This is a genomic window from Rhodanobacter sp. UC4448_H15 (assembly GCF_052978265.1).
Genome location: NZ_CM129665.1, coordinates 263,068 through 276,701, shown reverse-complemented (window position 1 = coordinate 276,701; position 13,634 = coordinate 263,068). Strand labels below are relative to the sequence as shown.

Annotated in this window: 13 protein-coding genes; 6 read left to right on the top strand and 7 right to left on the bottom strand. The window is 69.8% G+C overall.

Translation table 11 applies throughout. The annotated features are described in order from the left end of the window. Nucleotides 1-5 precede the first annotated feature (5 nt). From ACVCMI_RS01195 to radC, 4 genes are all read right to left on the bottom strand, one after another. Entirely contained in the window at nt 6-761 is a 756-nt protein-coding gene (locus tag ACVCMI_RS01195; protein WP_447097765.1) for an SDR family NAD(P)-dependent oxidoreductase, read from the bottom strand. 4 nt (nt 762-765) lie between these two features. Further along, entirely contained in the window at nt 766-1,443 is a 678-nt protein-coding gene (locus tag ACVCMI_RS01190; RefSeq protein WP_447097766.1) for an SPOR domain-containing protein, read from the bottom strand. Further along, the gene (argS, locus tag ACVCMI_RS01185; RefSeq protein ID WP_395120659.1) at nt 1,443-3,155 is read right to left on the bottom strand and encodes an arginine--tRNA ligase; all 1,713 of its coding nucleotides are present in this window, start codon (nt 3,153-3,155) and stop codon (nt 1,443-1,445) included. The genes ACVCMI_RS01190 and argS overlap by 1 nt, the downstream gene beginning before the upstream one ends. A 423-nt stretch (nt 3,156-3,578) precedes the next feature. Next, nucleotides 3,579-4,250: a RadC family protein gene (gene radC / locus ACVCMI_RS01180; RefSeq protein ID WP_395120658.1), complete on the bottom strand. Its 672-nt coding sequence runs from the start codon at nt 4,248-4,250 to the stop codon at nt 3,579-3,581. A 97-nt stretch (nt 4,251-4,347) separates the two neighbouring features. Between radC and coaBC the strand changes: the two genes are divergently transcribed. The 3 genes from coaBC to ACVCMI_RS01165 all read left to right on the top strand — a co-directional run bounded on the left by coaBC (nt 4,348) and on the right by ACVCMI_RS01165 (nt 8,419). Further along, a complete protein-coding gene (gene coaBC / locus ACVCMI_RS01175; RefSeq protein ID WP_447097767.1) occupies nt 4,348-5,553 on the top strand; it encodes a bifunctional phosphopantothenoylcysteine decarboxylase/phosphopantothenate--cysteine ligase CoaBC in 1,206 nt (401 codons plus the stop codon). Then, nucleotides 5,550-6,008 (top strand): dUTP diphosphatase, encoded by a 459-nt coding sequence (gene dut / locus ACVCMI_RS01170; RefSeq protein WP_447097768.1) that lies wholly within the window; start codon nt 5,550-5,552, stop codon nt 6,006-6,008. Before coaBC ends, dut begins: the two co-directional genes overlap by 4 nt. 71 nt (nt 6,009-6,079) lie before the next feature. After that, the gene (locus ACVCMI_RS01165; RefSeq protein ID WP_447097769.1) at nt 6,080-8,419 is read left to right on the top strand and encodes a phosphomannomutase/phosphoglucomutase; all 2,340 of its coding nucleotides are present in this window, start codon (nt 6,080-6,082) and stop codon (nt 8,417-8,419) included. A gap of 42 nt (nt 8,420-8,461) precedes the next feature. Here ACVCMI_RS01165 and ACVCMI_RS01160 read toward each other — a convergent pair whose 3' ends face one another. Together ACVCMI_RS01160 and pyrE are read right to left on the bottom strand one after the other, a co-directional pair. Further along, nucleotides 8,462-9,103 (bottom strand): DUF4124 domain-containing protein, encoded by a 642-nt coding sequence (locus tag ACVCMI_RS01160; protein WP_447097770.1) that lies wholly within the window; start codon nt 9,101-9,103, stop codon nt 8,462-8,464. 126 nt (nt 9,104-9,229) lie between these two features. After that, complete coding sequence (gene pyrE, locus ACVCMI_RS01155; protein WP_395120653.1) at nt 9,230-9,877, bottom strand: orotate phosphoribosyltransferase; 648 nt, start codon at nt 9,875-9,877, stop codon at nt 9,230-9,232. 101 nt (nt 9,878-9,978) lie between these two features. On the opposite strand from pyrE, the gene ACVCMI_RS01150 reads away from it, so the two are divergent. From ACVCMI_RS01150 to ACVCMI_RS01140, 3 genes are all read left to right on the top strand, one after another. Next, on the top strand, nt 9,979-10,749 hold the full coding sequence (locus ACVCMI_RS01150; RefSeq protein WP_447097771.1) for an exodeoxyribonuclease III: 771 nt from the start codon (nt 9,979-9,981) through the stop codon (nt 10,747-10,749). Beyond that, on the top strand, nt 10,739-12,043 hold the full coding sequence (locus tag ACVCMI_RS01145; RefSeq protein WP_447097772.1) for an AmpG family muropeptide MFS transporter: 1,305 nt from the start codon (nt 10,739-10,741) through the stop codon (nt 12,041-12,043). Before ACVCMI_RS01150 ends, ACVCMI_RS01145 begins: the two co-directional genes overlap by 11 nt. A gap of 181 nt (nt 12,044-12,224) precedes the next feature. Next, nucleotides 12,225-12,527, top strand: a complete 303-nt coding sequence (locus ACVCMI_RS01140; RefSeq protein ID WP_447097773.1) for a hypothetical protein — start codon at nt 12,225-12,227, stop codon at nt 12,525-12,527. Here the strand turns inward: ACVCMI_RS01140 and ACVCMI_RS01135 are convergent. After that, a complete protein-coding gene (locus tag ACVCMI_RS01135) occupies nt 12,497-13,630 on the bottom strand; it encodes an anhydro-N-acetylmuramic acid kinase (protein ID WP_447099509.1) in 1,134 nt (377 codons plus the stop codon). The genes ACVCMI_RS01140 and ACVCMI_RS01135 overlap by 31 nt on opposite strands. Nucleotides 13,631-13,634 lie beyond the last annotated feature (4 nt).

Sequence of the window (13,634 nt, the reverse complement as noted above, 5' to 3'; positions counted from 1 at the left end):
CAGCCTCAGCTGTCGCGCGCCACCTGCAGCCCGGCTGCCGACTGGCTGACCGGCATCAGCTCGATGCGGTTGATGTTGAGGTGCGGCGGCAGGTTGGCGATCCACCAGATGGTGTCGGCGATGTCGGTCGCGGTGATCGGGTGGGCGCCGGCGTAGAGCTGGTCGGAGGCGGCCTGGTCGCCGCCGGTGCGCACCAGGGTGAATTCGGTCTCGGCCATGCCCGGTTCGATCGAGGTCACGCGCACGCCGCTGCCGTGCAGGTCGGTGCGCAGGTTCTGCGAGAACTGGGTGACGAAGGCCTTGCTGGCGCCGTACACGTTGCCGCCGCGGTAGGCGTAGCTGCCGGAGATCGAGCTGATGTTGACGATGGCGCCGCGGCGTTCGATCAGCTGCGGCAGCAGCAGGTGCGTGATCGTGGCCAGCGCGGTGACGTTGGTGTCGATCATCTGCTTCCACTGCGCCAGCTCGGCTTGCTGCGCGGGCGCGGTGCCCAGCGCCAGGCCGGCGTTGTTGACCAGCAGGTCGATGCCGGCGAACGACGGCGGCAGGGCGGCGTGGGCGGCGCGCATGGCCGCTTCGTCGCGCATGTCGAAGGCGGCCGCATGCACGCGCTCGGCGCCGTGGCGGTCCACCAGCTGCCGCAATCGTTCGGCCCGGCGGCCGCTGGCGATCACCCGCCAACCGCCGGCGACGAAGCGCTCGACGGTGGCGGCACCGAAACCGGCGGTGGCACCGGTGATCCAGGCGATCTTGCCGTTCATGCGATTACTTGCCTTCTTTCAGGGCGATCGCCGGGATGCCGGCGGCGGCGAGTTTCTGCTTGGTCGATTCCAGCTCGGTGGCCGAGCGGAACGGCCCCAGCCGTACGCGGTGGTAGGTCTGCCCGCCGACATTCACCGTCTGCACGTTGGCGACGAAGCCCTGCAGGGCCAGCTTGGCCTTTTGTGCTTCGGCGGTGGCGGGGTCGGGGAACGCGCCCACCTGCAGCAGGTAGCCGTTGCCGCCGCTGGCCGGTTCCACCGCCTCGGCCGGCGCGGCGGTGACGTTCTGCACGGCCACGCCGGGTGTGCTGGCGGGCGTCGTCGCCGGTGCCGGCGTGGCGGCCTGCTGCTGCTCGGCCTTGGCCTGCGCGCTGATCTCGGCGTCGGGGATGCGCACTTCCTTCTCCGACAGCACCGAGTAGAAGTCGTACTGCGGCTTCTTCGGCGTGCTTTCGCCGGGGGCCGGTTCCAGCACGCCCGGCTCGCTGCCGCGCTGGGCGGTGGCCTGCGGGTTGGCCTGCGGTCCGGTCGGCGTGCGCAGGTTGGTGAACAGGCTGCCGCGCATCACGATCGCCATCAGGATCGCGCCGGCGAGGACGCCGATCACCGCGTAACCCCAGCCCGGGAATCCGTTGCGGCCGTTGCGTACGGCCTGCCGGCCCCTGCCCTTGCGTGCTGCCATTACATCTTCTCCGGGGCGCTGAGGCCCAGCAAATCCAGTCCGTTCTTCAGTACCTGGCGCGTGGCGACCACCAGCGCCAGCCGCGCGTTGCGCAGGCTCGCATCCTCGACCAGGAACTGGTGCGAGTTGTAGTAGGTGTGGAACGCGTTGGCCAGTTCGCGCAGCCAGCCGGCGATCAGGTGCGGCTCCAGGTTGGCCGTCGCCGCTTCGACCTGTTCGGGGTATTTCGACAGCTCGGTGAGCAGGATCTGCTCGTGCTCGTTGTCCAGCCGGTCCAGGTGCGCAAGGCCGTCGGCGAGGTCGAAGGCAAAGCCTTTCTCCGGCGCCTGGCGCAGCACGCTGCAGACGCGGGCATGCGCGTACTGGATGTAGTAGACCGGGTTGTCGTTGGACTGCGAGCGGGCCAGGTCGACGTCGAACACCAACTGCGAATCGCTCTTGCGCGCGATCAGGAAGTAGCGCGTGGCGTCCTTGCCGACTTCGTCGATCAGGTCGCGCAAGGTGACGTAGCTGCCGGCGCGCTTGGAGATCTTCACCTCCTCGCCGCCCTTCATCACGGTGACCATCTGGTGCAGCACGTATTCCGGCCAGCCCTTGGGGATGCCGCAATCGAGCGCCTGCAGGCCGGCCTTCACCCGCGCCAGCGAACCGTGGTGGTCCGAGCCCAGCTCGGTGATCGCGCGCTGGTAGCCGCGCTGCCACTTGCTCAGGTGGTAGGCCACGTCGGGCAGGAAGTAGGTGTAGGTGCCGTCGGACTTGCGCATCACGCGGTCCTTGTCGTCACCGAACGCGGTGGTGCGCAGCCACAGCGCGCCGCCTTCCTCGTAGGTGTGACCGTGGGCGATCAGCTCGCGCACGGTTTCCTCGACCTTGCCGTCGCTGTACAGCGAGGACTCCAGGAAATAGGTGTCGAAGCCGACGCCGAATGCCTGCAGGTCCAGGTCCTGCTCGCGGCGCAGGCTGGCTACGGCGAAGCGGCGGATCGCGTCGAGGTCGTCGACGTCGCCGGCCGCGACGACCGTCTCGCCGTCGGCCACCACCGATTCGCGATCGAGGTAGGCGCGCGCCACGTCGGCGATGTAGTCGCCGCGGTAGCCGTTGTCGGGCCAGCTGCTGTCTTCGGGCGTGATGCCGCGCGCGCGCGCCTGCACCGACACGGCCAGGTTGGCGATCTGCACGCCGGCATCGTTGTAGTAGTACTCGCGCTTGACGTTCCAGCCGCTGGCGTCGAGCAGGCGGCTCAGGCAGTCGCCGATCGCCGCGGCGCGGCCGTGGCCCACGTGCAGCGGGCCGGTCGGGTTGGCCGAGACGAATTCCACGCCGACGGTCCTGCCGCCGCCGCTGGCATTGCGGCCGTAGGCGTTGCCCTCGGCCATGATCCGGCGCACTTCGGCGTGATAGGCGCCGGCGGCGAGGAAGAAGTTGATGAAGCCGGGGCCGGCGATCTCGACTTTTTCCACCAGCGGGTTGGCCGGCAGTGCGGCGACCAGTTTTTCGGCCAGCTCGCGTGGCTTGGCGCGCGCCGCCCCTTCGACAGGGCTCAGGACATGCTTGGCCAGCAGCATCGCCGCGTTGCAGGCGAAATCGCCATGCTCGCGGCTGCGCGCGCGCTCGATCACGAAGTCGGGGATGGCCAGCTCGGCCGGCAGGGTCGCGTCGTGCTGCAGGGCGTGGATGGCCTGCAACACCAGGTTGCGCAGCTGTGCTTTCACGGGTGGGATCGGTTTCGTGATGGAACCGGCAATTCTAACAGACCGGCGCGCGCACGCCGGCGGCGAAGGCCGTGCCGGACGCGGGGTGGTCTCGTGTTGCACCGCGTCGAGGCGTCCTGTGGATAACTCTGTGGGGAAATTCGCCGGCGGGGAACGCGCCGAGGCAGCGGCTGGCTGGTCTTTGTCAAGTCGCAAGAAATTATCAAGCAAAATCATTATGTTGAAGCAGCAACTTTGCGCAAGACTGGCGATTGCGACGGCAACCGGTTGTCGTTGCATTTTGTGCATAAGTTTCGACCACTTGGCGGCCGCTTCTGTGCGCGCGAACAGGTTGGCGCACGGTGTGCCGCAGCGCGGCAGAGCCGGCTTGTCGGGCGAAGGTGGGGAGATGCGCGCCGCAGCGGCGGCCCGGTACGGACGCGTTCAGAGCAGGCCGCGGGCGGCCATCGACACCGGCTCGCCGTGGCCGATCACCAGGTGGTCGAGCACGCGCACGCCGACCAGGTGCAGGGCATCACGCAGTTCGTGGGTGATCGCGCGGTCGGCGGCACTGGGTTCGGCCACGCCGGAGGGGTGGTTGTGGGCGAAGATCACCGCGCAGGCGTTGTGATGCAGACAGGCGCGCACCACTTCGCGCGGGTGCACGCTGGCGCCGTCGACGGTGCCGCGGAACAGCTCCTCGAAGGCCAGCACGCGATGGCGGTTGTCCAGGTACAGGCAGCCGAACACTTCGTAGGGCAGGTGGCGCAGGCGGGCCCGCAGGTAGTCGCCGCTGTCGCGCGGGTTGCCCAGGCTGGGCCGCTCCTGCAGCTGCTCGGCCAGGCTGCGCCGGGCCAGTTCCAGCGCCGCAGCGATCCGCGCGCGCTTGGCCGGACCCAGCCCGCCGGCGCGGATCTGCTGCTCCGGCCGGCCCAGCAAGGCGGCCACGCCGCCCGCGTTGGCGAGCAGTTCGCGGCCCAGCGCGATGGCGTCCTTGCCGCGGCTGCCGCTGCCCAGCAGCACGGCCAGCAGCTCCGCGTCGGACAGCGCGGCGCTCCCGCGGGCCAGCAGTTTTTCGCGGGGTCGTTCGCCTTCGGGCCAGTCGCGGATGCTCATGCGTGCCAGCTTGGCGAAGGGGGTCGCCGGCAGGCAGCAGTGGTGCGGATTGAATCCGGTAAGCTAAGCGTCTGCCCGACTGTCAGGCCCGCCTTACATGAGCCTCGCCCAACGCCGCATCCTGCTGGGAGTGACCGGCGGCATCGCCGCCTACAAGAGTTGCGAACTGGTCCGCCGCCTGCGCGAGCAGGGCGCCGAGGTGCGCGTGGTGATGACCGCAGGGGCCGAGCATTTCGTCGGCGCGGCCACGTTCCAGGCGCTCTCCGGCCAGCCGGTGCGCAGCAGCCTGTGGGATGCGCACGCCGAGGCGGCGATGGGTCACATCGAGCTGGCGCGCTGGGCCGAGCGCATTCTGGTGGCGCCGGCCAGCGCCGACACCATCGCCCGGCTCGCCCATGGCCATGCCGATGACCTGCTCAGCACGCTGTGCCTGGCCAGCGCCGCACCGCTGTACCTGGCGCCGGCGATGAACCAGCAGATGTGGGCGCACCCGGCGGTGCAGGCGAACCTGGTGCTGCTGCGCCAGCGTGGCGTGCAGGTGCTGGGGCCGGCGGCCGGCGAGCAGGCCTGCGGCGACATGGGCTCCGGCCGCATGCTGGAGCCGCACGAATTGCGCGACGCGCTGGCTGCCTCGTTCGGCAACGGCGCGCTGGCCGGGTTGCAGGTGGTGGTCAGCGCCGGTCCGACCTACGAGGACATCGACCCGGTGCGCTTCATCGGCAACCGCAGCTCCGGCCGGATGGGTTTCGCGGTGGCCGCGGCCGCGGCGGAGGCGGGCGCCACGGTGAGCCTGGTGGCCGGCCCGGTGAGCCTGGCCACGCCCGTCGGGGTGGCGCGGCGCATCGACGTGCGCAGCGCCGCGCAAATGCAGGCCGCCGTGCTCGAGGCCAGTCGCGCTGCGGACATCTACATCGGCGCGTCGGCGGTGGGCGATTATCGGCCGGCCAGCGTCTCGGCGCTGAAGCTGAAAAAGAGCGCGGGCGCGCCGCTCTCGCTGCAGCTGGAAGAGAACCCCGACATCCTGGCCAGCCTGGCCGCGCAGAGCGGGCACCCGTTCCTGGTCGGATTCGCCGCGGAGACGCATGATGTGGCCAGTTACGCGCGCGGCAAATTGCGCAGCAAGGGGCTGGACATGATCGCGGCGAACCAGGTCGGCGACGGACTCGGTTTCGAGGTCGCCGAGAACGCATTGACGCTGTACTGGGCCGATGGCGAGCTGGCCTTGCCGCGCGCCGCCAAGAGCGAACTGGCGCGCCAGCTCATCGCGCAAGTGGCCGAACGCTACCGGGCGACGCGCGGATGACGCTCGACGTCGAATTGAAGATCCTCGACCCGCGCCTGGGCGACAGCATTCCGCTGCCGCATGCCGCCACCCCCGGCAGCGCCGGCATGGACCTGCGTGCGGCACTGGAGCAGCCGCTGACCCTGGCACCCGGCGCAAGTGCGCTGGTGCCCAGCGGCATCGCCATTCACATCGGCGATCCGCAATGGTGCGCCTTGATCGTTCCGCGCTCCGGGTTGGGCCACAAGCACGGCCTGGTGATGGGCAACCTGGTCGGCGTGATCGACGCCGACTACCAGGGCCCGCTGATGATTTCGTGCTGGAACCGCGGCGACGCTCCGTACACCATCGCGGTCGGCGACCGCATCGCGCAGTTGCTGCTGGTGCCGGTGGCGCAGGCGCGGCTGCAGATCGTCAATGAATTCACGCCCAGCGAACGCGGCGCCGGAGGCTTCGGCTCCACCGGTATCCGATAGCATGGGCACGGAAACTCGGCGCGACCCGGAGCGGTCGCGCCACCGCGCAGTTTCAGCCGTGGGGGCAGAGCATGGCACCAAAAATCGCGAAGCGGCGGCTGGCCCGGCCTGAGGTCGACTGGTCGGCCGTGCTGCCGCTGGCCGGCGGCACCTTGCTGCTGCTGCTGGGCCTGTTCTGTGCCTGGCAGACCTGGCTGATCGCCGACGAGCATCACGCCGACGAACGGGTCCATGCCGCTCAGGCGCAGGCGGTCAAGGCGGTTGCCGACGAGGTCGCACGCCAGCGCGGTGCGGTGGAGAAGGCGCTGGCGCTGGTCGACCCGGCGACGGTGCTGAACGACCCGGCGCAGTCGATCGCCACCTTGCGCCTGCGCCTGCCGCAGGCGCAGCAGCTGGACATCTACAGCGGCGACCTCAAGGAAGTGCTGCGCGCCAACTACCGCGAGTTCGGCTATGCCAAGGCGGCGCAGCTGATGGCCGCGCAGACGGCGGAGGGCGCGCCGCCGGTGCAGAGCGTCTACTACGGCAACGGCGACCGCCGGCTGAGCATGGTCGTGCCGCTGGGTGCGCCCGATCAGACCCAGGCGTGGGTGTGGGTGGAACTGCCGTTTGCCGGGGTCCAGCGGGCTTTCGACGCAATCCCGCCGGCCGGCGGTCGGCTCGATCTGCGCCAGGGAGACGAGCCGGGCAGCGTGCAGTTGTTCTCCAACGGCAGTGCCTCGGCGCAGACCGGCGACAACAGCGTGGCCGTGCCCGGCACCGCGTTCCGCGTGGGCGCCGGGCTGCCCGATGCGTTCATCGTGCTGCCGCATTCGTGGTGGTTGAGCGCGCTGCTGAGCCTGTTGGGGCTGGGCGGAGCCGGCTATCTGCTGTGGCTGCGCGGGCGTCGCCAGGCTTCGTCGGCGCCGCCGGCCGAAGAGGAGCCGCTGGTGGCCGAGGTCGCGCTGCCGCGCCCGCGCGCGCGCGCGCCGTCGACCCCCGCTCCGGCCACTGCGCGTCCCGCGGCCGCGCCGGCCGAACCCGCCACGGTGCCGGTGGACCCGAGCATCTTCCGCGCCTACGACGTGCGCGGCGTGGTCGGCAAGACACTGGACCGCAACGTGGCCAGGCTGCTGGGCCGGGCGATCGGCGCGGTGATGGTCGAGCGCGGCCTGCGCGAGATCGTGGTCGGCCGCGATGGCCGGGTTTCCGGTCCCGAACTGGCCGGCGCGCTGGCCGACGGCCTGCGCGAGGCCGACGTCGACGTGATCGACCTGGGCGCGGTGCCCACGCCGGTGGTGTATTTCGCCGCGTACCGGTTCAACACCGGCTGCGGCGTGGCGGTCACCGGCAGCCACAATCCGCCGGACTACAACGGCTTCAAGATCGTGATCGGCGGCGAGACGCTGGCCGAGGGCGCGATCCAGGACCTGTACCAGCGCATCGCCGGCGGCGCGTTGAGCCAGGATGGTCACGGCGGCCTGCGCCAGGTCGACGTGGCCCCGGACTACATCGAGAAAATCGTCTCCGACGTGCTCGCCGAGCGCCCGCTGAAGGTGGTGGTCGATTGCGGCAACGGCATTCCCGGCGCGATCGCGCCGCAGGTGCTCGAAGGCGTCGGCTGCGAGGTGGTCCCGCTGTACTGCGATGTCGACGGCAGCTTCCCGAACCACCATCCCGATCCGTCCGATCCGGCCAACCTGCAGGACCTGATCCACGCCGTGCGCCAGACCGGAGCGGACCTCGGCCTCGCCTTCGACGGCGACGGCGATCGCCTGGGCGTGGTCTCCCGCGCCGGCGAGATCATCTATCCGGATCGCCTGCTGATGCTGTTCGCGCGCGACGTGCTGTCGCGCCAGCCCGGCGGCACGGTGATCTACGACGTCAAGTGCACCAGCCACCTGAAGGCGCAGATCCTGGACGCCGGCGGCAGTCCGTTGATGTGGCGCACCGGGCATTCGCTGATCAAGGCCAAGATGCGCGAGACCGGCGCCGAGCTGGCCGGCGAGATGAGCGGGCACTTCTTCTTCAAGGAGCGCTGGTACGGTTTCGACGACGGCATCTATGCCGCCGCTCGGCTGCTGGAGATCCTCGCCGGCGACCTCCACGGGCGCAGCCCGGAGGAGATCTTCGCCACCCTGCCCAAGAGCATCTCCACTCCCGAGCTGAAGGTCGCGCTGGCCGAAGGCGAGCATTACCGCTTCATGGACCGGCTGCGCGAGCGCGCCAGCTTCGAGGACGCCTCGGTGATCGGTATCGACGGTCTGCGCGTGGACTGGCCGGACGGCTGGGGACTGGTGCGCGCGTCCAACACCACGCCGGTGCTGGTGCTGCGTTTCGAGGCCGACACCGAGGCGGCGCTCAAGCGCATCCAGCAGGTGTTCCGCCGGCAGATGCTGGCGGTCGATCCTGCCCTGAAACTGCCGTTCTGAGGATGGCGGGCCGGGACGCGGACCGCGTCGGCCCGAGCCAGACTACTGCGAAGCCTTGTCCTGCTCGGCTTTCAGCTCGCGGTAGCGGGCCAGCTGCTTGACCTGCTCCTGCACCGTCTGCGTGCGCAGGGTCTGCTGGCGCTGCAAGGTGGCGCGCAGGCCGGTGACGACGTTGCGCTGCGCGGCGACGCTGTCGGTGAGGAATTTCGGCACCGGCTTCTTGGCGTTCTCGATCTCCGCGGCGCGGGCCAGCAGATCGGTCAGCGCCTTCTCCTGGCTGCGCAGGTTGATCCGGGTGGTGCGGATCTGCTGGTCGACCGTGTCCAGCGTCTGCTGCAGCGAGATCTTGTACGACTCCTCGTCCGGGTAGGCGTTGAGCATCTGCGCCTCGGCGGTGGCCACTTCCTGCGCCGCGCGCTGTCTGGCCGCCTCGGCCTCGGCCAGCTTGGCCGCCGCGGCGCGCTCCTCGGGGTTGAGCTGGCGCGACACGTGGCGCACCACCATGCCGCGATCGTTGACCAGGTCGTAGCCGTACTTCATCGCGTCGGCGGTGAGGCTGTCGCTGTAATGCACCAGGCCCTGGTTGTCATACCACTTGTAGCGCACGCTGCCAGCGTTCTGGGCGAACGCGGCAAGGCTCGCGCCCATCGCTACGGCAGCCAGAATGAGCAGTGATTTGCGCATGGGTTCTCCTGTTGGCCCGAGTATAGCTGGCTCCGCCATGCTGGCCGGTTGCCCGCGGCGCTGCTGTGATGGGGTTGGCCGGAGTCTATTGGCCGGTGCATGAACCGGTGGCGCATGCCGCGCCGGTCAGCGGGGTACGCCGTACCGGGCGCGGTAGTCCAGCAATCGCGCGTGTTCGGCAGCCAGTTGCGGCTGCGCGCCGGCATACTCCAGCACGTCGTCCAGGCAGGTGATGGCGATGACCGGGATGCCGTGCTCGGCGGCGACTTCCTGCGCGGCGGAGCGTTCGCCCTGGCCGCGCTCCTGGCGATCCAGCGCAATGAGCACGCCGGCCGGCGTGGCGCCGTGGGCGCGGATCAGCGCCAGCGACTCGCGCACCGCGGTGCCGGCGGTCATCACGTCGTCGACGATCAGCACGCGCCCGGCCAGCGGCGCGCCGACCAGGCTGCCGCCCTCGCCGTGATCCTTGGCCTCCTTGCGGTTGTAGGCCCATGGCAGGTCGCGCCCGTGCTGTTCGGCCAGCGCGATGGCGGTGGCCGCGGCCAGCGCGATGCCCTTGTAGGCCGGGCCGAACAGCATGTCGACCTCGATCCCCGCCTCGACCAGGGCGGCGGCGTACGCGCGGCCGAGTCGCGCCAGCGCGGCGCCTGAATCGATCCGGCCCATGTTGAAGAAGTACGGGCTCTGCCGGCCGGACTTCAGCGTGAACTCGCCGAAGCGCAGCACCTGCCGGCGCAGGGTGAGTTCGATGAAGTCGCGTTGGTAGTCGTGCACGGTCGGTCTCGCTGGCATGGCGGCGGTGCGCGCATGGTACACGCGCCGGTGCCGCCGGCCGGGGTTGTTATGATCGCCCGATCTGTCGACCGGGAGTACCCATGCGCATCATCAGCCTCAACGCCAACGGCATCCGCTCGGCCGGCAGCAAGGGCGTATTCGAGTGGCTGCGCGCGCAGAACGCGGACGTGGTCTGCCTGCAGGAGACCAAGGCCCAGGAAGACCAGCTCACGGACGCGAGGTTCCGCCCCGACGGCCATCACTGCTTCTACCGCGACGCCACCAGCAAGAAGGGCTACAGCGGCGTGGCGATCTACGCCCGGCGCGAGCCCGACCAGGTGCTGACCGAGCTGGGCTGGGACGAGTTCGACAACGAGGGCCGCTATATCGAGGCGCGCTTCGGCAACCTCAGCGTGGTCTCGTTGTACTTTCCGTCCGGTTCGTCCGGCGACGAGCGCCAGCAGTTCAAGTTCAAGGCGATGGAATGGATCACGCCGATCTTCGACGCGTGGCTGAAAAGCGGCCGCGACTACGTGATCTGTGGCGACTGGAACATCGTGCACACGAAGAACGACATCAAGAACTGGAGCTCCAACCAGAAGAACTCCGGCTGCCTGCCGGAGGAACGCGCGTGGCTGGACCTGCTGTTCCACCAGCGCGGCTGGGTCGACAGCTTCCGCGCACTCAAGCCCGACGCGGTCGAATACACCTGGTGGTCGAACCGGGGCCAGGCGCGGGCGAACAACGTGGGGTGGCGGATCGACTACCAGGTGGTCACCCCTTCGCTGCGCGATCGCCTGCGTGCGTGCTCGATCTACCGCGACCAGCGTTTTTCCGACCACGCGCCGTACACGGTCGACTATGTCGACTGAAGCAACGGCGCGACGGCCGGCGAAGCCGTCGGTGTGGCATGCGTTCACCCAGCCGGCGGCGTGGACGATGTGCCTGTTCGGCTTCTCCTCCGGCCTGCCGTTCCTGCTGGTGGCCGGCACGCTGGCGTACTGGCTGAAGGAGAACGGCATCGAGCTGGCCGACATCACGATGATCGCCAGCGCGGGCATGACCTACGCATTCAAGTTCCTCTGGGCACCGCTGCTCGACCACGGGCACATCCCGGGCTTCGCGCGCCTGGGCCAGCGGCGAGGCTGGCTGCTGTTCGCCCAATTGGGCGTGGTGGCCGGGCTGCTCGCGATGGCGGCGCTGACGCCGCAGCATCTGGCGGCGTTCGTGGCGGCCACGCTGGCGGTGGCGTTCTTCGGCGCCACGCAGGACATCGCCGTCGATGCGTATCGCATCGAGATCGCGCCGGTCGAGGACCAGGGCGCGCTGGTGGCGACCTATTCGCTGGGCTATCGCATCGGGCTGCTGGTGGCCGGCGCGGTGGCCCTGATCCTGGCCGACCACATCGCCTGGCGCGTGGTCTACCTGATGATGGCGCTGGCGATGCTGCTGCCGATCGTCACCACGCTGGTGGCGCGCGAGCCGACGGTGCTGCGCGTGCGTGCCGCGCGCTGGCGCGACGCGATGCGCGAGAGCGTGATCGATCCGTTCGCCGACTTCTTCCGGCGCTACGGCTGGGCACTGGCCGGCGTGACCTTGCTGTTCCTGCTGCTGTTCAAGATGCCCGAACAGGCCACCATCGGCGGCATCATGAGCCCGTTCTACCGCGACATGGGCTTCTCCAAGACCGAGATCGGCACGATCACCAAGATCTACGGCATCTGGATCGGCATCGTCGGCGTGTTCGTCGGCGGCGCCATGGTGGCGCGCTGGGGCGCGTGGCGGCCGCTGGGCGTCACCATCGTGCTGTGCGGCTGCAGCAACCTCATGTACCTGCTGCTGATCGCGCACCCGGGCAATCTGGCCATGCTGACCCTGGTGATCTCGGTGGAGAACCTCACCCTGGGCATGCTGGGGCCGCCGACGGTGGCGTTCCTGTCCTCGCTGGTCAACCAGCAGCACACCGCGACGCAGTACGCCTTGCTGAGTTCGCTGGTCAACCTGCCGGGCAAGCTGCTCGGCTTCTTTGCCGGCGGCATCGCCATGACGGCGGGCTACGGCGCCTACTTCGTGCTCACCGTGCTGGCGGTGATCCCGGCGATGCTGCTGTTCGCCGGATTGTGGCGACGTTTTCGCGGATTCGAGCGCGCGCGGGCGGTGACCTGAAAGATTGTGGCCGTTCCATGCGAGCGGGTCCGGATCTGCAGCGGCCCACAGTGGCGCGGGTCACAGCGCAACTGCCAAGTCAGCCACGGAAATCGCCACGGCGCGGCACCGGTGCATCGCGGATGTGCAAACATCCCCGGCACAGGGGCAGGTGCTGCAGGGAGTGACGCTTGTGCCGGACATGATCGTTCATCACATCGATGGCCTGCTGGCCGAACGCATCGCGGCGCTGGCCAAGCTGCGCCAGTGTCCGGTCAACGACGTGATGCTGGACGCGCTGCGCGTCGGCCTCGGCATGTCGGTGGCGCACCGATACAGCGAAAGCCTGCGCGATCCGCACGCCCTGGCCGTACTCGATGGTCACTGGGAAGCCGACGAGCGCGGCGCGTTCCAGGAGGCGTTGCTGGCGCTGGCCCGCACGCGGCCGACCCAACTGGCGCCGGAGAGCATCCGTTACGACGTGCCGGGTGCCGGCGCGGAATAGACCGCCCCGAGTACCCGCGGTCCGCGCGCGCCGGTCACGGCCGGCAGGTTGCCGGGCAGTTGCAGCAGGCGTTGGCGCGCCAGCCAGGCAAATGCGGTCGCTTCGAGAAAGTCCGGGTCGACACCGCAGCTGGCGGTGCTGTCCAGCCGGCGTGGGGCCAGCGTCTCGCCCAGGCGCTGCATCAGCCGCTCATTGTGCACGCCGCCGCCGCAGGCCAGCACCTCCGTCGCTTCCGGCGCATGCTGCATCACGGCTGCGGTGACGCTGCGCACGGTCAGCTCCAGCAGCGTCGCCTGCACGTCGGCGGGTGCCAGCATGGCCAGCGGCGCGCGGGTGGCCAGCCAGTCCAGATGAAAGTATTCGCGTCCGGTGCTTTTGGGCGGCGGCAGCGCAAAGTACGGATCGGCCAGCAGGGCGTCGAGCAGCTCGGGCACGACCCGGCCGTCGGCGGCAAAGGCTCCGCCGCGATCGAACGGTTCGCCCCGATGACGCAGGCACCACGCGTCGAGCAGGCCGTTGGCCGGCCCGGTGTCGAAGCCGCGCACACCGCCGTCGGCCGCGAGCACAGTGAGGTTGGCGATGCCGCCGAGGTTGAGCACGGCGCGCGTAAGCCCGGGCACGCCCAGCAGCATGGCATGCACCGCCGGCAGCAGCGGCGCGCCCTGGCCGCCGGCGGCGACGTCGGCGCGGCGGAAGTCGGCGACCACCTCGATGCGGCAGCGCTCGGCGATCACGCTGGGGTCGCCCAGCTGCAAGGTGAAGGGGTGCTCGCCGCCGGGCCGGTGGCGCAAGGTTTGTCCATGCGAACCGATGGCGCGCACCGCCGCGGCCGTCGTGCCGGCGCGATCGAGCAAGTGCAAGGCGGCCTCGGCGAACTGCTGCCCGATTTCAACGTCGAGCCGGCCCCAGTCGTCCAGGTCGAGCGCGGCCTCGCCTTGCGCCACTGCCAGCATGCGTTCGCGCAAGGCATGCGGCCACGGATGGGCATGGCAGGCAAGGGTGTGCGGCTTGCCTTCGCGAAAACGCACCAGCACCGCATCGATGCTGTCGGCGCTGGTGCCGGAAATCAGCCCGATGTAGAGCGCCGAGTCGTCTTCAGCCACGCGC